General features: G+C 48.0%; 25 protein-coding genes. 3 read left to right on the forward strand and 22 right to left on the reverse strand.

All coding sequences use genetic code 11. The annotated features are described in order from the left end of the window. From PBN151_RS01360 to PBN151_RS01390, 7 genes are all read right to left on the reverse strand, one after another. Entirely contained in the window at positions 1 to 807 is an 807-nt protein-coding gene (locus tag PBN151_RS01360; RefSeq protein ID WP_072727728.1) for a sulfate ABC transporter permease subunit, read from the reverse strand. A gap of 110 nt (positions 808 to 917) precedes the next feature. Then, positions 918 to 1,733 carry a sulfate ABC transporter permease subunit CysT gene (gene cysT, locus PBN151_RS01365; RefSeq protein WP_072727355.1) on the reverse strand — a complete coding sequence of 272 codons (816 nt, stop codon included), beginning with the start codon at positions 1,731 to 1,733 and terminating at the stop codon, positions 918 to 920. Between the two features lie 288 nt (positions 1,734 to 2,021). Then, positions 2,022 to 2,648 carry a hypothetical protein gene (locus PBN151_RS01370; RefSeq protein WP_072727356.1) on the reverse strand — a complete coding sequence of 209 codons (627 nt, stop codon included), beginning with the start codon at positions 2,646 to 2,648 and terminating at the stop codon, positions 2,022 to 2,024. Positions 2,649 to 2,848: 200 nt separating this feature from the next. Continuing rightward, positions 2,849 to 3,169 (reverse strand): LysM peptidoglycan-binding domain-containing protein, encoded by a 321-nt coding sequence (locus tag PBN151_RS01375; protein ID WP_083544774.1) that lies wholly within the window; start codon positions 3,167 to 3,169, stop codon positions 2,849 to 2,851. A gap of 253 nt (positions 3,170 to 3,422) precedes the next feature. Then, positions 3,423 to 4,025, reverse strand: a complete 603-nt coding sequence (locus tag PBN151_RS01380) for a TetR/AcrR family transcriptional regulator (RefSeq protein WP_021256370.1) — start codon at positions 4,023 to 4,025, stop codon at positions 3,423 to 3,425. Positions 4,026 to 4,039: 14 nt separating this feature from the next. Continuing rightward, complete coding sequence (locus PBN151_RS01385) at positions 4,040 to 4,672, reverse strand: YigZ family protein (protein WP_072727357.1); 633 nt, start codon at positions 4,670 to 4,672, stop codon at positions 4,040 to 4,042. Between the two features lie 101 nt (positions 4,673 to 4,773). Then, positions 4,774 to 6,129: a glucose-6-phosphate isomerase gene (locus PBN151_RS01390; RefSeq protein WP_021256372.1), complete on the reverse strand. Its 1,356-nt coding sequence runs from the start codon at positions 6,127 to 6,129 to the stop codon at positions 4,774 to 4,776. A gap of 290 nt (positions 6,130 to 6,419) precedes the next feature. Between PBN151_RS01390 and PBN151_RS01395 the strand changes: the two genes are divergently transcribed. Beyond that, positions 6,420 to 7,319: an NAD(P)-dependent oxidoreductase gene (locus PBN151_RS01395; protein ID WP_072727358.1), complete on the forward strand. Its 900-nt coding sequence runs from the start codon at positions 6,420 to 6,422 to the stop codon at positions 7,317 to 7,319. A 223-nt stretch (positions 7,320 to 7,542) separates the two neighbouring features. Here the strand turns inward: PBN151_RS01395 and rarD are convergent, their stop codons facing one another. The 4 genes from rarD to PBN151_RS01415 all read right to left on the reverse strand — a co-directional run bounded on the left by rarD (position 7,543) and on the right by PBN151_RS01415 (position 13,319). After that, positions 7,543 to 8,496 (reverse strand): EamA family transporter RarD, encoded by a 954-nt coding sequence (gene rarD, locus PBN151_RS01400; RefSeq protein ID WP_072727359.1) that lies wholly within the window; start codon positions 8,494 to 8,496, stop codon positions 7,543 to 7,545. Between the two features lie 281 nt (positions 8,497 to 8,777). Continuing rightward, positions 8,778 to 10,796: a transketolase gene (tkt, locus tag PBN151_RS01405; protein ID WP_072727360.1), complete on the reverse strand. Its 2,019-nt coding sequence runs from the start codon at positions 10,794 to 10,796 to the stop codon at positions 8,778 to 8,780. A gap of 304 nt (positions 10,797 to 11,100) precedes the next feature. After that, entirely contained in the window at positions 11,101 to 12,006 is a 906-nt protein-coding gene (purU, locus tag PBN151_RS01410; protein WP_072727361.1) for a formyltetrahydrofolate deformylase, read from the reverse strand. Positions 12,007 to 12,197: 191 nt separating this feature from the next. Continuing rightward, entirely contained in the window at positions 12,198 to 13,319 is a 1,122-nt protein-coding gene (locus tag PBN151_RS01415) for a deoxyribonuclease IV (protein WP_072727362.1), read from the reverse strand. A gap of 126 nt (positions 13,320 to 13,445) precedes the next feature. On the opposite strand from PBN151_RS01415, the gene PBN151_RS01420 reads away from it, so the two are divergent. Further along, entirely contained in the window at positions 13,446 to 13,916 is a 471-nt protein-coding gene (locus tag PBN151_RS01420; protein WP_072727363.1) for a DUF2621 domain-containing protein, read from the forward strand. 111 nt (positions 13,917 to 14,027) lie between these two features. Then, on the forward strand, positions 14,028 to 14,954 hold the full coding sequence (locus PBN151_RS01425; RefSeq protein ID WP_072727364.1) for a TIGR01777 family oxidoreductase: 927 nt from the start codon (positions 14,028 to 14,030) through the stop codon (positions 14,952 to 14,954). A gap of 185 nt (positions 14,955 to 15,139) precedes the next feature. On the opposite strand, the gene PBN151_RS01430 is transcribed toward PBN151_RS01425, so the two are convergent. The 11 genes from PBN151_RS01430 to PBN151_RS32215 all read right to left on the reverse strand — a co-directional run bounded on the left by PBN151_RS01430 (position 15,140) and on the right by PBN151_RS32215 (position 26,123). Then, positions 15,140 to 17,032, reverse strand: coding sequence for a DUF6382 domain-containing protein (locus PBN151_RS01430; protein ID WP_072727365.1), 1,893 nt, complete (start codon positions 17,030 to 17,032; stop codon positions 15,140 to 15,142). A gap of 12 nt (positions 17,033 to 17,044) precedes the next feature. Beyond that, entirely contained in the window at positions 17,045 to 17,554 is a 510-nt protein-coding gene (locus tag PBN151_RS01435) for an A24 family peptidase (protein WP_072727366.1), read from the reverse strand. A gap of 37 nt (positions 17,555 to 17,591) precedes the next feature. Continuing rightward, on the reverse strand, positions 17,592 to 18,533 hold the full coding sequence (locus PBN151_RS01440; RefSeq protein ID WP_227774275.1) for an AAA family ATPase: 942 nt from the start codon (positions 18,531 to 18,533) through the stop codon (positions 17,592 to 17,594). Between the two features lie 64 nt (positions 18,534 to 18,597). Then, entirely contained in the window at positions 18,598 to 20,853 is a 2,256-nt protein-coding gene (locus tag PBN151_RS01445) for a coiled-coil domain-containing protein (protein WP_227774276.1), read from the reverse strand. 47 nt (positions 20,854 to 20,900) lie between these two features. Further along, on the reverse strand, positions 20,901 to 21,605 hold the full coding sequence (locus PBN151_RS01450; protein ID WP_227774279.1) for a TadE/TadG family type IV pilus assembly protein: 705 nt from the start codon (positions 21,603 to 21,605) through the stop codon (positions 20,901 to 20,903). 24 nt (positions 21,606 to 21,629) lie between these two features. Next, a complete protein-coding gene (locus tag PBN151_RS01455) occupies positions 21,630 to 21,806 on the reverse strand; it encodes a Flp1 family type IVb pilin (protein WP_021256385.1) in 177 nt (58 codons plus the stop codon). Between the two features lie 51 nt (positions 21,807 to 21,857). Continuing rightward, complete coding sequence (locus tag PBN151_RS01460) at positions 21,858 to 22,739, reverse strand: type II secretion system F family protein (protein ID WP_083544777.1); 882 nt, start codon at positions 22,737 to 22,739, stop codon at positions 21,858 to 21,860. 40 nt (positions 22,740 to 22,779) lie between these two features. Next, positions 22,780 to 23,553 (reverse strand): type II secretion system F family protein, encoded by a 774-nt coding sequence (locus PBN151_RS01465; protein WP_065292410.1) that lies wholly within the window; start codon positions 23,551 to 23,553, stop codon positions 22,780 to 22,782. Next, positions 23,528 to 24,742 carry a TadA family conjugal transfer-associated ATPase gene (locus tag PBN151_RS01470; RefSeq protein WP_227774345.1) on the reverse strand — a complete coding sequence of 405 codons (1,215 nt, stop codon included), beginning with the start codon at positions 24,740 to 24,742 and terminating at the stop codon, positions 23,528 to 23,530. Before PBN151_RS01470 ends, PBN151_RS01465 begins: the two co-directional genes overlap by 26 nt. A 125-nt stretch (positions 24,743 to 24,867) precedes the next feature. Beyond that, complete coding sequence (locus PBN151_RS01475) at positions 24,868 to 25,995, reverse strand: nucleotide-binding protein (RefSeq protein WP_227774281.1); 1,128 nt, start codon at positions 25,993 to 25,995, stop codon at positions 24,868 to 24,870. Then, the gene (locus PBN151_RS32215; protein WP_265332065.1) at positions 25,995 to 26,123 is read right to left on the reverse strand and encodes a hypothetical protein; all 129 of its coding nucleotides are present in this window, start codon (positions 26,121 to 26,123) and stop codon (positions 25,995 to 25,997) included. Before PBN151_RS32215 ends, PBN151_RS01475 begins: the two co-directional genes overlap by 1 nt. Between the last annotated feature and the right edge of the window lie 208 nt (positions 26,124 to 26,331).

Raw genomic sequence — 26,331 nt, forward strand, 5'->3', positions numbered from 1 at the left:
TCAATGCACTCCTTTGCGTCCTGCGTGACGCTTCGCCCATTCCATGAAGAGCAGCAGGATGATCGAACTGAATACAAGTACTAGGGCCAAGCTGCTGGCCGCCGTAATGTTGAAGTTCTCCACGTCTTGGTATACAAGTGTCGTTGCGGTCTGCGTCTTGTTCATAATATTGCCGGATACGACAAGAATGGCGCCAAATTCACCAAGGGAACGAGCTATGGTTAGAACGACTCCATAGAGCACCCCCCATCGTATAGATGGCCATGTTACCTTCCAGAAGGTAGTCCAATCATAAGCGCCAAGCATCGACGCAGCTTCTTCCTGCTGTGTCCCAATTTCCTGCAGGACAGGCACAACTTCTCGGATAAGCAGCGGGAATGTCACAAATAAGGTGGCAAGCACCATACCCGGGAACGCATATACGATTTGAACGCCCATGTTCGCAAATAACGTCCCCATAATCGTCTGCGGGCCTAACAAGAGTACAATCATAAATCCGCCTATAATCGGGGATACCGCAAAAGGGAGATCGATAATCGCATTGAGTAATCGTCGAACAAAACCATTTAACCAGCCCCCTCTTACGAGGACGATCGATAACCATACACCAAACACAACATTAAGCAGCGTCACAACGCCTACGACTGCTGCTGTAACTCCAAGTGCATGAAGCGACTCAGGCCGAAGCAGGGAGGCGAGGGCTGAACCCCAACCACCTTGGAAAGCTCCCAGCAGCATTTGCAATAATGGGGCAATAAGTAATGTAATAAATACAGCGTAAGTCAGAATGATAAGCAGCAACTGCAGCTTAGAGCGTGAGTGTGAATGTGGATCATGTAAAGCTGCTGAGGATTGCGAGGCAGCTAACACTTGATGCGGTTCTTCTGAAGAATTGGGACGTTGATCAGGAGTATGCTTCATAACGATTTCCTCCGGTTCTGTATCCAATGAATCGCCCACAAGACCATGAATGATAAGGTCAACAATAAGACCGAAACGACTGCTGCCGATTGAGGGTGGTCACTTTCAATTTCACCGAAAATGTATACAGATGCAACGAGCGTCTTCCCCGGTATGTTCCCAGCGACGAGCACTACTGCTCCGAATTCAGCCATTGCCCGGGAGAAGGCAAGCATTGCACCACTCACAATGCCTGGCCTCATACGCGGCAGCGTAACACGAGTGAACGTGTACATACGGGACGCGCCAAGCGTATAAGAGGCTTCTTCTTCAGACAAGTCGGCCTCTTCCAAGAGCGGCTGAACTGCCCGAATGACGAAGGGAAAAGTGACGAAGACCATGGCAGCTACAATAGCGGGCTCTGCGAAAACGATTCTCCACCCCATAGATTCTGCCAATCTCCCAACGAAGCTTCCTGGCCCGAGCAGAAGCAGGATCATCAACCCGCCTACCGCGGTGGGCAGAGCGAATGGCAAGTCTACCAAGCTATTCAGCCAAGTTCGCCCGACGAAACGATAGCGGTGGAGCACCCAAGCCGACAATGTTCCGATGACAACGTTGATCGCCGTTGCAATGATCGCCAGACGGAACGTCAGCGCCACTGATTGCCATGCAAGAGGTTCCATGAGACTGTCTACAAATGTGCTCCAACCGCCATAGAACGATTGAGCATATATGCCGCCAAGTGGTACCACAACCAGCAAAAATACGTATAGAAGCAGCGTGGTTCGAAACCCCCACAACGCTCCACGATAGCGCAGTACTGCGTTCACCTTCGTCCCTCCATCTACGTAAACTCAACTCTTTATGTCCATTATTCCAACTTCTTTACTTGGTAATGGTTTTCACCACTTTACCAAAAAATAGATGACACCGTCAATACAAAGATTGATTTATAACGCCCAATCTGTAAGTGAACCTTATGCAACTTATTCGAAACCCTTATGATAGGTGATAACCCAATTTCATGTGATATGGACGATGGAGCCGCCGTTTCGATTCGCCAGATGGAAGCACAAAAAAATCCGCCGATTGCATTTCCTGCATCAGACGGACTTTGCTTACATGTATTTCCACTTTTTGAATAAGGTTACTTTCTGTTGTTCGACATGCATCTGAATCCAATACCGCATCCCGCTATCTGAATCTTGAAATAGAAAGACTCCACGATCCTGGCCCTTCTCCGAAAGGATTCGAAGTGTTCGTTCATTCGCTTGCAATCGGTCTACAATAAAAGCTCGCGCCTTCACCTGAAGCTCCCCTGTATCGTCACCCCGTACATTCCCTTCTGCAGACGGCCTCAGAATGCCGAGCTTGTATAGCTCTCCCGTCTTCAGGTTCACTTCCCCATAGAAACCGCTTATGCCGCCCCGCCGCTGCTCCATTCCATTGATCGTGCCAATAAAGGCAACATGTCCTTCATCCGACTTGGTATCCTCTTGGTTCGGAAAATATTTTGAAAACCCACATATCAGGTTCCATTCCTGATCATTGATCTGAACATCATACAGCTTGTACAGTTCTTCTTTCACAATAAGAAGGACCTTCTCTTTATTAATCGATTTCTCTTTGCCATAATCGGTTACGACTTGATTCACCTTGTCGTATGTATGCTGAACGGCTTGTCCGCATCCTGCCAACAGCCAGCTGATCGCCACGACCGCCAGCAGCAGTGCTGCCTTCTTCATCCTTCATCTACCCCGCTTCATCCCATCGGTATGGTTGGATTCTACCTCTCTATTCCCCATACCTACTACTTTACATGAAGTTTGTAGAATGAGCATCTGAATCTGGTCACAATTCAGCTTACAATATTGTCATCTTCACCGTCTATTGGCAAGAGGAAGGGCGCCCAACACATTGGACACCCTGTCATCGAGCAGGCCATTCAACTGCTCGTCACTTCTCTGCCTTGCAATTGCGCGACTTCCCGCTGAAGGCGGCGAACTTGTTGTTCAAGAATCGTAACACGCTGTTCCAAATTGATCCCTCCTGGAAAAGGAGGAAATGGTTGCGGTGGCGGGAGAGGCGGTGGCGGCGGAAATGGAAATGTCCCCCCTCCACCCACAGGGAATCGAAGCACTTGCCCCACATATACAACATCCGTATTCGTTAATTGATTCGCTTGAATGAGGGAAGACACCGGAACCCCATACCGATTTGCAATCGTGAACAAGGAATCTCCAGGCTGTACTATATACTCAATCATGAAGACACACTCCTATCGAAGTATTGGCATGAGTGTACACCATAAGATGGAGATGTTTTATCCTGATGACCTGTGCATGTAAGTACAAGTCACTGTATTGCTTTAACATAAAAAAGCCCCCTTACGTCTAATTGCCTTTCACACACATGCCGATAACCCGAAGCTGGGCTATCGTCACTATATGTGCAGGAGAACAGAAACGTGAGAAGAGCTTTTTTATATCGATTTATCATTGAAATAAGAATGCAAGTGACTATGCCGTCTGTGCTGACTCCAGCGTTCTGCGGCATAAGAAGCGAACGTGAGCTAGCGCCGCCGGCTTCACCTCATCAAAGGTGACTTGATCTTGAATGTAAAAGGAGATGAATCCATGCATGGCAAGAAAAATGCTTCGTGGGATATTATGTCGTTCCTGCTCGGTATGAATGCTGCTCACGAGCGTCTGTCTCACAATCGTCGAGAACAATTCCAAGCAACGACCTTGTTCTGAGCGGGCATACGCGAGCAATTCTTCATCCCGCGTCATAAACATAATTTCATAGTGGTGCGGCTGCTCGAGACCGAAGCGGATGAATTCTAGCATCACCTGCTCCATCTTGGACAACCCATCGGAAGGAGCCTGAACCATAACACGTTCGAACAGCCGTCCCAAACGCTTGAAATCTTCCTGTACGAGCGCGTAGAACAGTTCCGCTTTGTCTTTGAAATGATAATAAAGCGATCCGTGGCTATACCCTAATTGTTGGCCGATACTTCGCATGGAGATAGCGCGGTATCCTTTCGTGACAAACAAGTGGCGCGCCACTTCCAAGATTCGCTCTCGCGATAGCTCTTGATCCACTGCTTTTCTTGGCATAGAGGTTGTTCTCCTTATTCCCCTTCGATATAGTAAATAGAATCTCCCTTCCGAATAACGGCTTGACCTTGCGTCAAATCCGTAATCCACGCCATAAACCGCTCTGTTTCCGACACAACGGGCAAACACGTCAATGTCACTCTGTCGGTAAATTGCGTTTCTCCCATCCTCGTCTCTCTATTTCGCAATTCATTCTCAAGCTTGCCAAGCCAAGTATAATCGATTTCTACAAAAACCTCTTGATGCAGCACCTTCACAATCGCATCTGCCGCTTCAATCGCTGCAACAGCTCCATCTGTATAGGCCCGAATCAAGCCGCCTGCCCCAAGCAGAATACCCCCGAAATAGCGTGTAACGACAATGGCGGTATTTTTCAGACCTTGATTCTTCATCACTTCCAGAATGGGTTTGCCTGCCGTGCCGCTTGGCTCTCCGTCGTCGGATGCCTTCTGAATCTCATCCCGCTCGCCAATGACGTAGGCGGAACAATTGTGTGTGGCGTTCCAGTGCTGTTTCTTGATTTCTTCTATAAAAGCAATCGCTTCTTCCTCGTTGGCAACTGGCTTGCCATAACCGATAAAGCGCGACTTCTTGATGACGATCTCCTTGCTGCCAAATTGGCGCAACGTCTTATATTGTTCTAGCATGAAGATTCACCTTCCGAGATTGCCAAGAAAGCAGCCCCCCATGTTGGAGAACTGCTTTCACGGCTTGTTGCCTATCTAAGCTGTTAACTCTTGCCGCCCGCTTATTCGGACAATCTTGCTTCCAATTCCGCTTTTTGGACTTCGAATCCTGGTTTGCCGAGCAAGGCGAACATATTTTTCTTGTATGCTTCCACACCAGGCTGATCGAACGGATTCACTCCGAGCAGATAGCCGCTGATGCCGCATGCTTTTTCAAAGAAGTATACCAAATATCCGAACGAATATGGCGTCATGTCTGGAATCGTCACTACCAAGTTCGGTACATTACCGTCTGTATGTGCCAGCAAAGTGCCTTGGAATGCCTTCTTATTCACGAAGTCGACTGTCTTGCCTGCGAGGAAATTCAAGCCGTCCAAATCATCAGCATCTTCTTCAATCGTGATGTGATGCTTCACTTCTTCTACTTGAATAACCGTCTCGAACAGGTTGCGAGTTCCTTCTTGAATGAACTGCCCCATCGAGTGAAGGTCAGTCGAGAAGTCAACGGAGGATGGATAGATCCCTTTGTTGTCTTTCCCTTCGCTCTCGCCGAACAACTGCTTCCACCATTCCGACACATAGTGAAGGGATGGCTCGTAGTTCACGAGAATTTCTGTTGTCTTGCCCTTGCGATACAGCGCATTGCGTGCTGCTGCGTATTGATAGCTGAGGTTCTCTTCGACGTTCGGATTGCTGAACTCTTCCGAAGCATCACGAGCACCCTGCATCATCTCGTCAATATCAATGCCAGCGACTGCGATTGGCAATAGACCAACCGGCGTCAATACGGAGTAGCGGCCGCCTACATCATCTGGAATGATGAATGTCTCGTAGCCTTCTGCCGTTGCCAGCGTCTTCAGTGCGCCCTTCTCACGATCCGTAGTAGCGAAGATACGATTCTTCGCTTCTTCCTTGCCGTACTTCTTCTCGAGCAGGTCTTTGAAGATACGGAATGCGATTGCTGGCTCCGTTGTTGTACCCGACTTGGAGATAACATTGATTGAGAAGTCCTTGCCTTCAATCAATTGCATTAGATGCGTCATATAAGTCGAGCTGATGTTGTTGCCTGCGAAGTAAATCTCGGGCGTGTTGCGCTTGTCCTTCGGAAGCATGTTGTAGAAGGAATGGCTCAACATTTCAATCGCTGCACGAGCGCCCAAATAGGAGCCGCCAATCCCGATAACAATAAGCACTTCAGAATTCGATTGAATGCGCTTAGCTGCTGCTTGAATGCGCGCAAATTCTTCTTTATCGTAAGCGGAAGGTAGATCAATCCAGCCTAGGTAATCGGAACCTGCTCCTGACTTATTATGTAATTGCTCATGCGCTAAGCGAATGGGCTCTTTAAAATAATCAATTTCATGCTGACTTACGAACGTCAACGCCTTGCTGTAATCAAAGTGCACTTTTTTTGCCATCGTACACCCTCCTCGAGTATTGGTTGACTTTGCCACTTTAACCCACGAAAATCAATATAGTCATAGGATACTGGATTTTGGACGGAAACACAAGGGAACGCGTTTCATTGAACCGGATTCCACGATAAAATAAATTTATAACATTGCATAAATTTGCATATGAATACGCTCTCACCATCTTTCTCTGCTGCTTTGTTTGCTTGATTCCTTGTCTCCGCCACTGACAAATATGGTACACTAACATCATCGAAATCATGCGAATCATTCACAGTGCGAGAGGATGAGAGACAATGAAGGCAGCAGTACTTGGATTAGGCACGATGGGCGCGCCAATGGCAGCCAATCTGCTTAGCAAAGGATTCGAAGTAGCCGTATACAATCGTTCCACAGATAAAACCGTTCCATTAGTTGAGCAAGGTGCGACTGCCGTACATCTACCGCGTGAGGCCGCAGCACAATCCGATGTCGTAATTACCATGGTTAGTGATGATTCCTCCATAGAAGCGATCTATTACGGAGAAGACGGGGTGCTCGCAGGCGTTCGCTCTGGTCATATCGTAATTGACTGCAGCACCATATCTCCTTCTCTGGTTCAACAGCTCGCAGCAGCTTGCGCCGAGCGGGGAGCCCAGTTCCTTGATGCTCCTGTAACGGGCAGCAAGCCTGCAGCCGTCGATGGAACACTTGTCTTTATGGTCGGCGGTGAAGAAACCGCCCTGCAACAAGCTATGCCCGTGTTGGAAGCAATGGGACGAATGATCGTTCATATGGGTCCTAATGGCAGCGGCTCCATCACGAAGCTGGCCCACAACACAATTGTCGGCATTAACAATGCCGCTCTGGCAGAAGGGTTTGCAATGGTATCCAAGGCAGGCGTAAATCCCGAGGCATTCCTTCAGGTTGTGCGCAACGGCAGTGCAGGCAGTAAGGCAGCTGAACTGAAAGGTGAGAAGATTATTGCAGGCAACTTCGACAATCAATTCTCCCTGCAGTTAATGTTGAAGGACTTGAAGCTCGCTTCCGTGCTGACTGACACGATGCAGTCTCCGACACCTATGCTGGAGGTTGCCAAGAGTTTGTTCCAAATGGGCCAAACGGCAGGCTTTGGGGAAGAGGATTTATGTTCACTTGTGAAAATCTACGAGCAATGGATTGGTCACCCGATCGGACAAAGCAAGAACAACGAGTAGGATAAGCCTAATTCTAAGATGATTTATATACCAAGGGAGTGCACGGAATACACCGGCACTCCCTATTCAACATAAATGATGCAGCCCCATAAAATAATCATCAGAAATGAACTCTCATCTTCACTTCTGCATTTTCATACTTGAGACGTGTCTCTGCTCTGCGAAACCCAACAGTCACTCTTATGACAAGTCTCTTCTCTACAAACCTACACCTTTCTTCCCTCTACGAAGCTGTATATGAGCTGTCCGAAGGATTCTGAGCTTGGGAAGCTTGCTTGGACACTTTGGTATTCCTTACGATTCGAGAGAGCGAAAATACAGCTAATGCAATCCATATCAGGGCGAATGCAAGAAACTGTGGAGTCGTAAATTCTTCCCCGAACACAAACAAGCCAAGCAGCAACATGATCGTAGGTGCAATATATTGCAGGAAGCCTACAAGGGTAAATGATATTCGCTTCGCACCTGTAGCGAATAATAGCAGTGGAATTGCCGTTACAATTCCCGCTCCCATTAGCAGCATGATAATAGACGCTTCTTTATCCCACAGCGGGATCCCATTAGGATTGAAGAAGAAAAGAAATACAAGCGCAAACGGCGTCATGATCAAAGTTTCCACCGTTAACCCTGTCCATGGGCCTACAGATACCTTCTTCTTAATGAGTCCATAACAACTGAATGTTGTCGCGAGCGTCAACGCTGCCCAAGGAAAGCTGCCGTAATATACGGTCAGGCATATAACCCCTGCTGCTGCGATGCCAACTGCTGACCACTCCGTCTTCGTCAACCGCTCCTTCAGGAAAAATGTCGCGAGAAAGACATTAAGCAAAGGGTTGATATAATATCCAAGGCTTGCTTCCACTACATGCGCACTTTCCACAGCAAAAATATAAACGAGCCAGTTGATGCTAATTACAACGGAAGCCACAATGATACTTATAGCTTGTTTCTTATGGGTGAGCAGCTGCTTGATTTCTGCCATAGTGGACTTCCACTTCCCCAGCAATGCCAACAGGACAATCATGAATACTAATGACCAAATAATCCGATGAGCCAATACCTCTGCTGCTGGCACAGAGCCGAGCAGCTTCCAATAGATCGGAAGGAAGCCCCAAATAATATAGGACAACCCGGCGGCTGCGATACCGGTCGCATAATGATTTTGCTTCTGTTTCACTCGTTTACTCCTCGCCCTATCCTTAATGATTTAATATATAAATTTTATTATATCAGGTCAGACCCAATATTAGGATGATATTTACAGATAAAATAGACCACAACGCGAACAAGGCCGCTACAACAGGGGACTTCCATCTCTGGTACCCGTTAAGCGGCCTTGTTCATTGCCGAGCCCCCTCGCCTAAATCGGCTAGAGAACGCACTTATTCTTATTTGCACCTAAATAGGAGTGAATCGAATCTTCCCCTATCCAGTGATTTGCTTCATTCGTTTCGTGTATTACAGCAATGCCTTTACACGACTCACTACGTTTTCAACAGTGAAGCCGTACTCGCTGATAACGCGGTCTCCAGGAGCGGAAGCGCCAAATGTGGAGATACCAATGATGTCGCCTTGGTCTCCTACATAACGTTCCCAACCAAATGGTGAAGCCATTTCGATTGCAAGACGAGCCTTCACATCTGGAAGCAATACGGAGTCTTTATACTCCTTCGATTGCTTCTCGAACAGATCCCAGCTTGGCATGCTGACAACACGTACTTGAATGCCCTCTTCAGCCAATGCTTCTTGAGCGCGAATCGCCAATTGAACTTCAGAGCCTGTCGCAATGATTTGCGCTTGAGGCTTGCCGTCTTTCGCATCGGACACAACATAAGCTCCGCGTGCAACACCTTCGCGGGAAGCAGCTACGCCGCCTTCCAAGATAGGTAGGTTCTGACGAGTAAGCACAAGCACGACTGGGTTAGATTGGTTCTGTAATGTGTATGCCCATGCAGCGGATGTCTCATTCGCATCTGCTGGACGGATTACTGTTACGTTCGGGATGATTCGTACAGACGCAAGCTGTTCGATAGGCTCATGAGTAGGGCCGTCTTCCCCAACTGCAATACTGTCATGCGTCAATACATATGTGACTGGCAATCCCATCAATGCAGACAAACGAACAGCAGGACGCAGGTAATCCGTAAATACGAAGAACGTACCACCGAACACCTTCACACCACTATGCAATGCCATACCGTTCATTGCCGCCGCCATTGCAAATTCACGCACACCGAAGTAAATGTTGCGGCCGTCGTATTGACCCGGACGGAACGCAGTCAGATCATTCAGGTGTGTCATTGTGGAGCTTTCCAAGTCAGCAGAACCGCCTGTCAAGTTCGGAACGTTCTTCGCAAGACCGTTCAAGGCATTTCCAGATGCGACGCGGGTGGACAATGCTTTGTCTCCTGCCGCATATGCCGGAAGATCCTTATCCCATCCCTCAGGAAGCTGTCCGCTAATTGCAGTTTCGAATTGCTTCGCAAGCTCAGGGTAAGCAGCTTGATAAGCTTGGAACATCTTATTCCACTCTTCGTTCGCCTGAATGCCCTTCTGCTTCACATTTGTATCGAAGTGGTTGTATACCTCTTCAGGCACGAAGAAGTCCTCGTGTCCCCATTGATAGAATTCCTTCGTCAGCTTCGCTTCATCAGCGCCGAGTGGAGAACCGTGTGTACCTCCATGTCCGCCCTTGCCTTGCTTGTTCGGGCTTCCGTATCCGATTACGGTCTTCACTTCGATCAATGTTGGCTTGCTGGAATCCTGCTTCGACTTCTCAACCGCTTGCGCAATTGCAGCAAGATCGTTGCCGTCTTCAACAAGCAGCGTGTTCCAGCCATAAGCCTCGTAGCGCTGACGCACGTTCTCGCTGAAGGACAGACCGGATTCGCCATCCAACGTAATATCGTTCGAATCGTATAATACGACTAATTTACCTAATTTCAAGTGACCTGCAAGCGATGCTGCTTCACTAGCAACACCTTCCATCATATCTCCATCACCACAAATAACAAACGTATGATGATCGACAACGGAATAGCCGTCACGATTATATGTTGCACCCAGTTGTGCTTCTGCCATAGCCATACCTACAGCCATTGCAATCCCTTGTCCGAGTGGACCTGTCGTTGCATCTACACCAGCCGTATGTCCGAACTCCGGATGACCTGGAGTTTTGCTTCCCCATTGGCGGAAATTCTTGATTTCTTCCATAGGAAGGTCATATCCGCTGAGGTGAAGAAGGCTGTACAGCAGCATGGAACCATGTCCAGCGGAAAGAACGAAACGGTCGCGGTTAATCCATGTTGGATTGGTCGGATTGTGCGTCATCGCCTTCGCAAACAGATGGTATCCCATTGGAGCAGCACCCATTGGCATGCCCGGGTGACCGGATTTCGCTTTTTCAATCGCATCAATGGCAAGTGTTCGAATCGCTGCCACCGATAGCGCGTCAATATTCATTTGGTTTGCAGTCATTGCTGATTTCCTCCTTGTCCCTACTCATCACAAGCTGAAAGCTATACAGAACAAATGAAATTGCGTAACTACCAAGCTTGTACGCTGTGCTCTATTTTGCATTCATTGTACCATTACTAGCCCATTCGATGCTACTTTAACGTGTGAAAAGCTATGGATATCAAGATCTAGTATAACCGAACTTCATGCTCAACTTAACAGTGGGATTATATAGTGGTGTTCAATCCCTAACCAGAGCAATTAAATAAAGCTGTTCCAGCCGCAGATTCAACTGCAAGCCGGAGACAGCCAGTATACCATCATTTTAATTAAACACAACCGTTTTGTTCTGATAAACGAGGATTCGATCCTCAATATGCCAATGCACAGCACGAGCAAGGACGACACGCTCAATCGTTCTGCCGATACGCTTCAGTTCATCCACATCCGCACGATGCGTTACGCGCTGAACGTCTTGTTCGATGATCGGCCCGCCATCAAGCTCCTCCGTTACATAATGGCCTGTTGCTCCAATCAGCTTCACGCCGCGGGTGTAAGCCTGTTGATACGGCTTGCCGCCAACAAATGCCGGTAGGAACGAATGATGAATATTAATAATTCGATTCGGATATTTCTCAATAAACTTCGGCGAAATAATTTGCATATAGCGCGCTAATACGATCAGGTCAGCCTTGCCTTCAACTGCTTCAAGCTGTTGGCGTTCAGCCTCTGGCTTGTTGCCTGATGTTACTGGAATATGAACATACGGAATTCCGAAGGACTCTACATATTCACGCATATCCGGGTGATTGCTCACCACCATCGCGATTTCAGCATCGAGATCGCCTGCTTGCCATTGCCACAGCAACTCTACTAGACAATGATCCTCTTTCGAGACAAAGATTGCAATTCGCTTTTTCTTGCTCACGCAAGCAATTCTCCACTGCATCTTGAATTCCGAGCCAATAGACTCGAATTCAGCCTGCAATTGAGGCAGCTTATCATCAAGCTGCTCCATATCGAATTCAATGCGCATGAAGAACATGCCGCCCTCTGGATCCATTGTATATTGATCGGACTGGACAATATTCGCTCCATGTTCATATAGAAATTTAGATACAGCAGAGACGATACCAGCTCGGTCCGGGCAAGAAATTAACATCCGTGCGCGATTGCGGGCTTGTTCCCCAGCCTGCTGAAGGGCATGAACCATCGTGTGTTGGTGCGTCATCTTTGTTTCTCCTCCATGAATTAGCGTTGCTTTCTGCAAATCTTACATAGATTCCCCATCATGATTTTTCTACTGCATCCCATGCTATCTTCATGCTTCACTCGTTCCTAAATTCCCCGTACAACCTACTTGTATCCTTCGGGATGCTCTGCTTCTGCTGCGACTTAATCACACACACAAGCTATAGCAGCTTATTTCCAGGCAGCTTGTCCAGCCAAGCAAACAGTCAGACGCTGATTAATTTCTTCCTCATTCAATTCAGGGAACAGGTTGGCTTCAGCAACCATATCATAGAGACGTTCCATCGGCTCGCGCGGATCTGCCTTTCTTGCTTTTGCATCCTTCTTGATAACATCCCATGTCGTCAATACGTAATCACGAGGGGATACATCCTGCTCTTTGAAGAAATGCTCAAGGCGCTCCACATCAGGGATAAAGCTTGCACCGAAACGCTTGTCTACATCACCGCGTAGAAGGGCGATTTCCGCTTCATACATCGGACGCTGCTTCTTCGCGTCCTTCCCGATCCACGGTGTCTCCAGAATAAATGGACGGCCAGCAAGCCCTTCATGATGCACGAGGCGTTGAATCGCTTCAAAGCCAAGCATTCCTGCACCGATTGGTGCGTGGCGGTCTTTACCGGCTCCAAGTGGATTTTTGCTATCATTAATATGAACAACGGCGATTCGATTCAGTCCCACAGTACGATCGAATTGCTCCAATACGCCATCAAGATCATTGACGATATCATAACCAGCATCATGAATATGGCATGTGTCCATACATACTGTTAGGCGATGGTTGTCCTCAACCTTCTCAATAATCGAGGCAATTTCCTCGAAGCTCCGGCCAACCTCTGTTCCTTTGCCAGCCATCGTTTCCAGTGCGATATTGACGTCCGTATCTTTCGTATTGCTCAGTACCTCATTCAAGCCCTCAGCGATCCGGTTGACCCCGAACTCAGCATCTTTGTCGGTATAAGCACCTGGATGAAGAACGATATTTTTCACACCGATGCAGTCTGTGCGGCGAATTTCTTCTTGGAGGAAATTAACGGCCAGCTCAAACGTATCCGGCTTGTACGATCCAAGGTTAATAATGTACGGCGCATGCACCACAATTTCACCGATGCCGTGCTTCTCCATCAATTCCTTGCCCTCTTCAATATATAGCGATTCAATCGGCTTACGACGCGTATTCTGCGGCGCCCCAGTATATATCATGAATGAGCTTGACCCGTAAGACAAAGCTTCCTTTGTAGCAGTCAACAGCCCTTTATCGGAAAACGAAACGTGTGATCCAATTTTCAACATGTAATTGCTCCTTTCAAAATCATTTCCCCTTATTCTACAAGGATTATCGAAATAATGCTAGGAATGGGGTATAATTCGATGTAAGCATCTTAGTAAAAAGTACCAAAACACATGAGGTGAGAAATTATGCTTAGCTCGTCCACCCTGTTTCCAATGGCTGTCGATGGCCCAGGCCGTTGGTTTATGAATTCCATCGCATTTTGGACATTCGTCCTCTTAGGCTTCATGGCGATTGGCGGCTACTTCATGTTCCGCAAGTTTATGAAAGTGCTTCCGATGAATGACGGGAAATCGAAGCTCGATTGGCAAAATTACTGGGTAGAGCAGAGCCGAAACCTATGGACTGACGACTCCAAAGCATTTCTGGAGAAGCTTGTTGAGCCAGTTCCATCCGCCTTCCGTGATATTGCACGTCATTCGATCGCAGCCAAGATCGGGCAGGTAGCCTGTGAGAGCGGTGCGACGGAAGTAACGCAGGATCATTGCATTCAAGGCTACATCATGGCCACACCCAAGCGAGACTATCGAAGCCTCGTTAAATTTCTCGACAATAATGGAATCGATTATACGCCATATAAGCATTTGCTTAACAAATGATCCAAGCCCTTCCCATGCAGTAGAAATGAATGCGCCTACACAAAAAACATAATCGAGTACAATCACATCTTAGTTCTATCCATTCCATTATCGTGTTAGGAGGGATAAGACGTGAAAGTGATGATTTGCGGCGGGACAGGATTAATCGGCAGAGCTCTGGTTGACTTCTGGCTTCAAGAAGGACACGAGCTCATCGTCGTTACCCGCTCCCCAGCGAAGTTACATGCCTATAAGGGACGAAGTTCCATTCACGCTATTAGCTGGTCGGAGCTTGCCCATTGCCCTGAGCATTGCCATAGCGTGGACGCCGTTGTCAATCTGGCGGGCGAGACGATTAATCAGCGATGGACAAATATCGCAAGGAATCGTATTCTCTCGTCACGGATCGTTCCTGCAAGAAGAATTGCGGGATGGGCAGGCAAGCTGTCCCGCAAGCTGCCCCTCTATATTAGCGCTTCAGGCATATCCATTTATGGGCCTTCCGAGACAGGGACATTCGATGAGATGAGCAATGCGGGTGGAGATGACTTCTTGACCGATGTCATCTACCAATGGGAAGATGCAGCAGATCGCGTTCCGGCAGCGCGCTGCGTCAAGTTGCGGATTGCGCCAGTGCTCGCCAATGAAGGTGGGGCATATCCAATGATGAAGCTGCCGTATTTACTGGGCGTTGGAGGACGAATAGGCTCTGGGAAGCAGCCTTTATCTTGGATACATATTGCGGACATGGTTCGACTGATTGATTTTGTCCTGCAAGACTCGATTGAGGGAGTTGTCAACGCCTCTTCCCCCGAATCCGTAACGAACGACGACTTCGGCAGAACGCTTGCGCGAGTATACCATCGCCGCCATTGGATGCCCGTTCCTGCTATAGCCTTCAAATTTCTATTCGGGGAAATGTCCTCACTATTGCTGGAAGGGCAGCGTGTCTATCCCGCTAAAGCTCTGGAGCATGGCTTCACCTTCCATTATGGAACGCTGGAGAAGGCGCTAACCGAGCTGCGTAATTCGGGGAGAAATCGCACTACATCCCGATGATCAGAAAGCATCTGATTATCATTTCGAATGGGAGTGCGACTGTACTTACATGAAACGCAATGTTGTAGATGTAAATCTTAGATTTAACTGATGTATATATTAGAATCCTTCACTTGATTGACCTTAGTTACTCAGTAAGAACGGCATGACATAACAAAGAGGGTCAGACACACTATCTGACCCTTCTAACCAGCTCGGAAGATATACTGCGAACGAGCAACTGCGAGCTTATCCCCATCCTTCAACGGGTACAGCTTGTAGGGAATCAACAGTTCACCCTGCAGCTCCGTTCCATTTCTCGATCCCAAATCCCGAAGCTCTAAGTTGCCCTCTGACGTGCGAATCAATTCACAATGGTGCTTGGATACCCCCATGCTGTCATTTCGATGACTCACCCCTTGCTCAGCACGCCCTATTATGAATGGAAATCCACGGAGTGGATGAGTTCCCACCACAGTTATTCCCGCTTCATCGAGCTGCTGCAGATATGGTTCCTGCTGCGAACCTTCCCCTTGCTCTTCCGTTTCTCCAAGCATTACCGTTGCATCAATGCTCGAAGGGTTTAGCATTACCGTATGTTCGGTTAAAGCAGCATAATAGCGATCAGCCGTTGACATAATCGGTGCTTGATTCGTCCCATCTACCGACTGTGATCGCAGCTTATTGTCGAAGGATTGTGGCCCCAATTGAGAAGCACTAGCCGGCATGCCAATTCTCTGTTGCTGCCCTATTCCTGCGATATCGGAACTTGAGACTGTTGCTTGAGGGGCTATTTGCCCATTCATATAACCTCCTGATGACTCCCTAGTCCATGTAGGGGAAGAGGGAACGAATTCCTTATGCTGCTGGTCCCCTTTTGCATGACTGCTGTGTGCATCCCTCGCATCTGCAGGATGAGGGAGATGTGACAACTCCATAGACAAAAAGTCGGGAAGCCTATTCGGATTATTCCACCCATGGCTGGAGCTTGGTTGGAAATCCTGTTCATCAGCACTAACTCGGCTGTCCTTCTTCCGAGAGAATCGTTTGCTCCACCACATGCTGGGAATCCCCGTTAAATACATCGCTCCCAGTGCTATGACAGCAATGTTCCAAATGACAGTGTAAGTGAATACCTCCGATGTAGGTTGAGACATATATCCGAACTTCCAACCTATTCCGGCTGCTGCAATTACGACAACCGAGGTTACCAAGGTATACTTCTTGGGTATCGGTGTTATTGCTTCGTTAGCCGTATCTGTTTCCGAATGGATGCTATGCTCTCGATCATATCTCTCCATGGCAGGATTCGAAATTGATGCAGCAGATGTAACAGGTATTTGCTCTTGCCCATCTGCAAAAGGCTTCGCCGTCGAATTCCAACTGTTCTTCCCCTGCTCATTGTGCAAGCCAGCTTGTCCATAAGCAACCTGCTGCTTAGGTTCACGCTCATCCCTTTCACCGCTCCCCGGGAAAAACTGCCCTCGTCCAGATTGATTGGGGTTCGTAGAAGTGCCGCTTGCTGTGCCCACAATTAAGGATTGCAGCAAGCCTCGTACATCTGCAAGAGTCGTCCCCTCCTGTGACAACAACTGGACAAGACGCTGAAAGCCGTCACCATCCCAATGGCTCACATGGGAAGAGAGCAAAATGCCTAATCTCTTCAATCCCTCTAGCCCCGCTTGGGGGTGCAAAGGTTCTTCTGTTGGGATGTACGCTGTATAAAGACTGCTATTCCAGGAGTGCCCATCTACATAAATAAAACGCTCATGAAGCAGAATCTGATTCGGATGCAGCATATATGCACGGCATCCTTCCAACACGTTGACCAGTTGGATCATCCATTCAAAATATTGAATTGCAGTAATCTGTAATGAACGCAGAACCTGCTCCAGCATTTTTTTACCACTAATATCGTACAAAAACGTGACCTCAAAATCGATTTCCCTAATTTCTATTGGAAGCAACTGAGGAACTTCGTTAAACCGCAGCATATTCACTTGATAGGTATCCAAGTCATTGGAATGAACCGCTGGTTCTCTCGTAAGGAGCATCCTCATTTTACCCTCGTGGATGAAATCCGACCGGTAACCATACATCGCCATCACCCCCTATATCCATAATTGAGTCCAATAAACGGTTGCCGCTGCAGGCAGTACCGCCCACATAAATGGAAAGGTCGCTTGGTTCAAGGTTAGCTGTTTCAAGGGTGTTACGGAGCGAAGCCAAAAAAATTGAATGATTGCGATCCCGATGCGCCTCCACCTTCTCCCATGCCCGAACAGCATAATCCCTGATGCAATCAGTCCCCCATAGATAATGGCATAGATAAACGTCTCCCATGCAAAATTAGCTCCCATGCTGGCGCCAATCGCTGCAAACAACTTCACATCCCCTGCCCCGACCGCACGCAGCAAGAATAGAACAAGCATGATCCCAAACCCACAGCCCGCTCCGAATAGACTGAACAGCAAACCGTCCCATCCACTTACAGCGCAATATCCAGTTAGAGCAGCAAGTACTATTGAGACCGTTAAATAATTTGGTATTTTACGAGTACGCAAATCCGTGGTGAACGCAGCCACTAGCAATATCCCACATAGCCAACTCGACCACATCATTTGGCAGCCCCCTTCTCCCATGCGGTATGACTCCAGATCACTTTACGATAAATTGCCTTTCCGCACTTCTTCCGTCTCCCGTATTCATAACTAATCTCCACGTACCTGAGGTTGTATTGCCTGAGACATGCCATAGCCAGCTTATATTCCCATCGGCATCCGCTTCTGCCCAACCGATGTGCCTCGCTTGGCTCTTGCCGCTCTTATAGAAGATTACGAGTTCGACTTTTTCATGCGGCTTAGCCTTCGCTGTTAACTTGGCCTTGCGGCCTGGCAATAGCGGTTCCGGTTCCAAACTAACAAAAGCGGGTGGCGCACCTTTCTCTTCCGTGCCTGACTCTTTATTGGCTGAACCGGGCTGCGGACCATCCCCAATCCAAACTCTCTCAGATGCTCTTGCAGCGATCGTGATCGTCTTATATAAGAACGGCACACGCATCGGCAGATCATATTCCACTTCAATTGCGATATATGGGTCTTCCTTCTCTACAATATCCGGCAGCTTCACATGTGTGATCCGGATCCGATCTTCTCTAAGTGTCCCTCGAATCCCGTAACGGACGAACAAAGGCTTTATCAAGGCTTCTCCGACTCGCGCTTGGCCCCATTCCCCCGCCGCTTCCGCTCGCTTCTCCGCCCAGTCCACCACATGTTCGGATGCCCATTGATTCAATGGAGGTGGCAAAGCATTGCTGAAGCGCTCGGCGAAATGACGTGCCGTCATTTTCAGAGCGATTGCCGGCGGCTTGCGGAGCCAAGGACTGTTGTTGTCCCCTGCTTCCGCTCCAACCTTCTTCGTCATCAGTTCGATGGGATACATATGAGCGGCAATCTGCTTCACCGTATTCGTCGCAGCAGATTGCAAGGATGTCGTAATGACAGAAGCGTAAATCATATATACAAAAAACAAAAACAAAAGCAGCACCATAGGCAGCATTAGCGCAGCTTCGACTGTGATGCTGGCTCTACCGTCCCCCATATAGCGACGGAGCCAATTGCCGCATCGTATGAACCAGCCCCTTGCCCGAGCTAGTAACTTGCCACTAGTAGGAGAACACGGATGTCTTTGTTGCATAGTATCTTCCATTCTCGACTTCACCGCCCAATATGCCGGTTTGTCCAATCCACTTCATAACCCCGGGTAGAAACCACAACGGTGTGCTTATTCGCAGCTCCGTCTCGCCATAGGTACCTCTTGTCGTGGGGTCGACACCTGTATTTTGATGAATGAGTGCGAGCATTCGCTTCAACATTCCTTCCCGACTGCCATGGACGAGCATAAATAATCGCAAGTGATCCGAGTAGGACAAAGTGACGGAAGGCAAGTATTTCGAAATTGTCACTTTGTCTTGCGTAGCAAGAAGGATCATATCTTGAACTGCCTGTTCAATCCCATAAATAATAGCTGCAACTAATATAAGTAGCGGATGTCTCAAGTTCGCACATTCGATAAAGCCCTCCATTGTACGAATGGCAAGCCGCATAGCAAAGATCTCCCCCAACGCTGCAGCCACATTGCCTGCTGGATTATGAAGACCATACAATAGGTACTCCACTTCTTGATTATGTATGGATAAGGACTTTATCAATTCTTCAGCAGGCTGCTCTGAAGTAAGTATCGATTTCAATTTCGTAGGGTCATAGGTGTTGAAGTAGAGAAACGCATACTCATCACGGTATAAACGATCTCTTAACATGCTAAATCCGTTAGCAATGCTATCATAGATAGAGGTAACAGCGTCCATAGACTCCTTCCCCTCTTCTACCGCATCGTCACGTTCTTGGTCAACTGCCGACTCCTCACTGGATTCATGTTCATTAAATGCAGCGATTGCATTAGCCTTCTCTTTCACTTCTTGAAACAGCTGTTCATGCTCCTTCAATTGATCATTCAGCTTCTTCAATGAGGACAATAAGTCTGCCGCTTTCCCGAGCTTTCTATTCGCTTCCTTCTCTTTCTGCTTGCGTTCCTTCTCTGTAGATCGGCCCTGTTCAAATCGCTGTTCTCTAGCATCTATCACATTCGAGCTGCCAATATAATCTTTAGCATATTGCTCCAACTGCCTCCACAGACTGAGGATCGAAGTTTTCAAGTTATAAGCGGAAATGCTTCTCCCGACGATTTGACTGACCATCGATTGAACACGGTTTGCTGCATCATTTACTTGTTCCATACTCCGATGCTGTTCTTCCATTTCCTGCTTCCATTCGGTAAGGAAGTCATCTGGCAGCACTAGGTCATCAGCAGCTTCATTAATACGCTTAATCGAATCTGACATCTGGTCCGATTCATCCATTGTCCCTTCACTCTGCTCGCTAGATTGTCCAACTCGGTCATAACCGTTATAGTTCGAGCTTGCGCGTACCTCTTGAATGACACGCTTCATGTCCTCATTATATTGACGGGCTTTCTCTATATGCGACAGAGCTGTGTTCAATCCGATGCGATGTTGATCCAGCAAACTAGATGTTGTAGATGTCAGCCTACGCGATATATCCCATGAATCGGATTCATAGTCATCCGTTTCATTCTCATACTGCTTGTCCTCATCCTTACCGCGATTCGAATCCAGACGAATCTTATGTACATAGTCTGCATATTGAGCTCCCACATCCGCTGCACTTCCAATTGAACCAAGCGAGCTGTCGCGCATAATATCACTTTCTCCCGTTGCAATCCGACTAGAAAGATCAGAACGCGCCGCATAATTGCGAAGCGACTTCTGGAGCTTGAAGGCAGAGGCTATTTCCTTATCGCGCTTATCAACTAGCTTCTGCAGCTTGGATAACAGTTCTGTCGTCTGCGCTGCCTCCTTCATCACTTTGGACATCGGCTTCAACTTGCTGGACAAATCGAAGGCAAATTGAACAGGAGCTTTATACTTCATCTCCTCTAAGATTTGCCGCTCGAGTTCGTCATATCGACCAATTTCCCTAGTGATCGAGGTAGTATGACTATCAAGCAGCACAGGCACCCAGGGAAAGACCCCCGTCGCCTTAAGCTCAGCCTGATCCCGCATCACTTCATCCATTATGAAAGCAGGATCGCTCTTCCCATAAGCAAACAATTGATACCGCTGCTGCAGTGCCGGTTCATAGGCGGACATGACGGAGCGAACTCCAGTCTGAGCGAGTACCTCTGCCCTCCATTCAGCAGCAGCAATTCGTGCGTAGTCAATCAGTACACTTGTAAATAAAAAGATTGCAGCTACTATGAAAATGAGCAGGACGGACACGGAACCTCGAATTTCTTTCCACAAATTCCGCCGTATTCGGGCATTACTCTCGTCCCCCATCATTTCCAGCACCTCCGCATGTATGAGACATCGCTACATCATTGGCTTTGCTATTTCGCCGCACGCTTGATTGTATCTGCAGCTTGTTCATTCGATATCCCCTTCTTATTCCATTGAGCCAGCTTCGTTGACATGTACCTCGCAAATTCTACGGAACGAATAAATTCTACAGGCTCTACGACTGCAGCAGATGCTCCTCCTTCTCCAGATACACGTCGTCTAGTTAAACGTTCGAATGCCGTTTGATACAATGGCCGTTCGAGAGAGACGGTCACCTTCCGCTCAATTGCAATATTGTCGAATTTCATCTCTCCATGGAATACCGGAGGCAGCAGTCTTCCTGCACGTATCAGCTTCTTCTCCGGCAGAGACTCAGAGTCACTACTGACCGGCAGTGATACTTCGTTGGTCACACTGCCGGTAACAACACCAAGCAAACGATCCAGCATATAATCATCCAGCATCCGCCAATACAGACCATCATGTTTTCCTACAGGGTAAGATCCCCTGGTTGCATCTTTATAGCTGTTGTCCCAGAACGCCGCCCCCCGTTCCGCCGCTAACGTAGCAGCATGTGATGACATAACATGCTGGAACATTAACATGGCGAAGAAGAGCATTGCTAAGCAGCAATAGAAAACAACCGGAAAGATTATACTCGCTTCAACGGTGTAGGCCCCATCTTCGGAGGCAAGCCGTTTCCACCATTTACGTAGCTTTTTATGCAGCTTGTACCCCTCCTCTATTACCTCCAATTATTACTTACAATTACTAAATTACTATTTAAAAATTTCATCCGTCTGTTTATCTACTTTCGTGAACAGCCTTGTCAGAAATCCTTTGATTTGCTCCCTAAAAGCAATCGCTAAAACTACAATAACTGCAATGATAATGACCAGTTCCACCATGCCAAGCCCATCTTCTTCCGTCCATAACCGTTTCCAAAGTGAATTCATATCTTGATCCTCCTTCAATTGAATTACATCATAAGTGAAATTGCTTATTCCTCACCCTTGCATCATTAACAATGCAGGAGCTCCTACGACAACTAGTACAACGAGGAACATGAGCATCATCGGAAACACCAGCTTGGTAGATACCTCTTCGCCTCGCTTGCGAGCCACCGCCTTGCGCTTATCCCACAGCTGTCGGCTCAAATCCGCCATCGCAAGCACAAATGTCTCACCTCCACGCCGCTGATTAATCAGCACCGTCGTGACGAACATCGAAACTTCCTGCATCGTGCAGCGCTTCGCCAGCAGCTCCATGGCCTGAGCAAAAGAATAACCATTCTGTACATCTGACATCATTCGGAATAGCTCGATGTATAATGGGTGCTCGTTCTCCGACTTCTTCCGCTCAATGCAAGTTGCAAGAGCCTTGGGAACTGTCTCTCCCGCTTGTACGAGCAGATTCAGCTTATTAATCAATTCGGGGAGTTCCAGCTGAATATCCTGACGTCTGCGTTCCACCTTACCGACAACCTCCTTCCCGCGTACTAGCGGCAGAACGATACCGAGCATCATCCCTCCAGCCATGTTGGCGAAACTTCCGTCCGTCACAGCAGGGAGAATACATCCAGCTACGACGCCCGCAAATACATACAATCCCATCTCCGCCAGAAGTGCGCGATACATCGTATGGGACAGGGCTGGACCGTGCATTTGCATAAGCGACTGCCTCAACTGAACCAGTGCAGGATGTGTATCAAGCGTTGGTTGTAATCGTTCCAGCCACATCATAGGTGCTGGAAGCCATTTCGCTGTCTTTACTTCCGACTGGATCGAGGCAAGTAATTCCGTATAGCGGGCCTTTCCTACATGATTCATCACAGCATAAATCCCTATTACAAGCAGGCATGCCAATCCCCACATCCATGAGGGCAGCATCTACCAACCTCCTCCCTGCTATATGGCATAAACGATATTACTACACTCTAATATCCATTAATTTGCGAATTAGCAAGATCCCAATGGACAACACAATCAATGCAGCTGTTGCAATCACTCTGCCGACTCCTTCATATAACGGCGTCATAAAATCAGGCGAGGTCATATTGAGAAAAGCTAGAAACAAAAATGGAGCAGCCATCATCGCTTTCATCTCCAGCTTCTTCTGTGCGACTAATACTTCTATCTCCTGCATAATATCCATCTTCTCTCCAATAACGGAGGAAGTTCTGCGCACCACTTCAATGAAATCCCCGCCTGTCCGCTTGCAAGTAACAAATACATCTGCAAAATTCGCGATATCGTCCTGCTGGGCCCGCTCACTGAAGTCCATCATGGCTCGTTCCACTGGCTCGCCATTCTCCATTCGCAACGACAAAATACGAAGCTCCCGAATCATATCCACATCAGTTCCGGGATAGAGCAGCCTCAAATCCTGTGCAGCCTCACGGAAAGCATTCTCCATTGATCGCCCTGCACCTAGTGCAGAAGACAAAGAATACAAGGTCTGCTTGAACTGCTGGGTCAATTGTGACCGCTTTCGTTCCAGCAATGTCCGCTGCCGAATCTGGGTAAATCGAACCCCAATGACTGAAAGCAGGATCATCCCGATCCAATGCTGGTAGAACAGATATCCGATTCCAGCCATTACAGAACATCCAACAAAGATCGCCAGTAGCTGCTCCTTGCGGTTCAAATGATATACATCGTAGCGAGGCAGTCCAGCTTCAGTCTTGATCTTCGATCCCTTCATCGTCCGCGCCCCCTTCTGCTTGAGGCAGAGTCAGCCCCGCCATTCGCAGTTTGTCCACATGCTGCAGCGTATCGCGCTTAACAAGGCCTCCTAGAATTTTTCCGCCTTCCTGCCCGTGTTCCACGAATTGATACAGGCTCGACAGCTTCACTTCACCTTCTGCAAATCCAATTACTTCTGCAATCTCCTGCACTTTGCGGGATCCATCTCGCATCCTTGCCAAATGAACAATGACATCAATTGCGGAGGCAATCTGCTGTCTAACGACGACAACCGGCAGCGAAGCCCCACTCAATACCATCGTTTCCAAGCGACTCACCATATCTTTGGGCCCATTGGAATGACCCGTAGATAAAGAACCATCATGGCCCGTATTCATTGCCTGAAGCATATCCAAAGCCTCAGCACCGCGCACCTCTCCCACTATAATGCGGTTTGGCCGCATCCGAAGCGAAGCTCGAATAAGGTCACGCATGGCTATGGCTCCCTTTCCTTCCGAATTCGCATTGCGCGTTTCCAATGACACCAGATTCGGCACTGAATGAATTTGCAGCTCTGCTGCATCCTCAATTGTAATCACCCGTTCATCAGATGGAATGAACTGAGACAAAGCGTTCAAGAACGTCGTCTTGCCCGATCCAGTTCCACCACTGATGAATAAATTGTACTTCGCCCTTACCAGCGTCTGCAGAATTTGTGCCGCCTCTTCACTCATCGCGCCGTATCGTATGAGATCCTCCATATGAAGCGGCTTAGAAGGAAACTTCCGAATCGTTACCGTGGGTCCCTTAAGCGCAATTGGGGGCAGAACAACATGAACCCTTGATCCATCTCGCAATCTCGCATCGACGATTGGTGAAGACTCATTCACCGTGCGATTTACTTGAGAGACAATCGCCTGAATAATGTCCTCCAGCTTCTCCTCGCTTTCGAAGGTATGATTTAATTTCTCCATATGTCCTTGACGTTCAACGAACAATTCCCGATGACTGTTCACCATAATCTCCGTAATTTCCGGATCATCAACAAGCGGCTGAAGCGCATCAAGACCACGGAAAGAATAAAAGACTCTGCGTACTACCATTCGAAGATCTGCCGAGGTCAAATTCATCGCCTTCGAAAACGCAAACAACGCTTGTTCGATCCTCTCTGTTAATGCTTCATCAGATAACGGTTCCCCCCATTCCATACTCTCGCGCACCTGCTGCCGAATTGTAAGATACAATTCATCAAGCGACACCAGATTAGACTCTGTCCCAGAAGGCTTCAGCTGAAACTGGTACCCCTCGTCCCCATGTACCATCGACTCACCCCTTACCGCGCTCCGCTGAATAATCTCAACTCTGAACCTGCCCATTCCTCCAAGGTTGAGCGGAATACACTCGATTGAAGCCATTGATCAAATCGATAAATTTGCTTCCAAGCCGGTATGTAAGGCAGATATCCTGAGATCGGAGCATCACGCTGCTGCCATGAATTGAGCATCGTCCCCATATAACGATTCACACCCATCCGAATGAGCTTGCTTCGATGACGCACAACAGACTCTTCCGCAAGCGCCCACTGCTGCAGTAACAGCTTCGTCTTCTGTATATAGGCCATATCATCTAGGAGAAGCCACATTACCTGATCTGCCACATCCCATACCGCTTCGAATGGAGAGTGGAAATGCGCGCCCTCCACAATAATCAAGTCGTACTGCCCGCTGCTCCGAAGCGTATTCAACAATAATCGCAGCATACTGGCATCCATCCACTTCCATTCCTCTGCTAACTGCTTCGGATGGAGCATTCGCGCTCCTATTGCAGGAACACTCAGCATATATGGCTCTAAGGACAGCAGCTCACTCCCCGGCCCTCCCTGAGCCTTCTTCAAGTAGTAAAATAATTGTGCTAAGTTGCTCTGATTTTCGTTCTGTTCGATCGCTTCTTGTAGCAGCAAACTGTATTCTTGGATCGGATCTACATTCAGAAGGAAGGGTCGAAGACCTGATTGAGCAGCCACAGCTGATAAATGAAATGCCGTTGTTGACTTCCCTGCTCCGCCTGAGGTTGAAGTAATGCCAACGATACGGCACGCTGTGTTGCTCCGCTTGTCCCCTTCAGAGGCATTGTCCGATTCACAATATTCAATGATGGATTGGAACAGTTGCGGAATGGGCTGATATGGATTCTCTATCCTACAAGGGAAGTCGGCCCCTGTCAGTTGTTCAGACTTCTCTGCGGATAATGCGATCACGATTATTCCTCTCACATCGGATGAAGAGAGTGTCCCAAGCAGCTCAGGTGCCGCGACTAGAACATGTATGCCTGGCTTCAAGCGCAAATAGTGACCAAGCGTATCCGCCTGAGTAAATACACGAAGGTGAAGCTTCTCAGCATAGGTCGATTGCTTCCAATAATCTGTGTATCCGTCTAAAATGCGCTTCTGCGGATGTGCCACTACAATATCCCATCTGTTAATACCACTCCCCCCCTTTCTACTTCACGGATTAGAACGCCCCGCAATTCAATATGGACATAAAAAAACACCGCCATTAAACGGGCATCAATATTGATGCTTCGTTTCATGACGGTGCTTCCGTACATTATTGTGTGAAGTTATTTCAACAGTATCATAATGCCATCCAATTTTCAACATATTTTTCCTAAATCAATCGTTACACCCAATCTCCGGATCAATGTCAAATATGTCGATCCAAGTCCTCTCCATCCTAGACATAAGTCTAGGACGTGAACAGACCGAAGTACGTTACCAAATGTTCCTTAATCAGGTAAC

It is taken from the genome of Paenibacillus sp. NAIST15-1, assembly GCF_001894745.1.
In the GTDB taxonomy this organism is placed as follows: domain Bacteria; phylum Bacillota; class Bacilli; order Paenibacillales; family Paenibacillaceae; genus Paenibacillus_B; species Paenibacillus_B suaedae.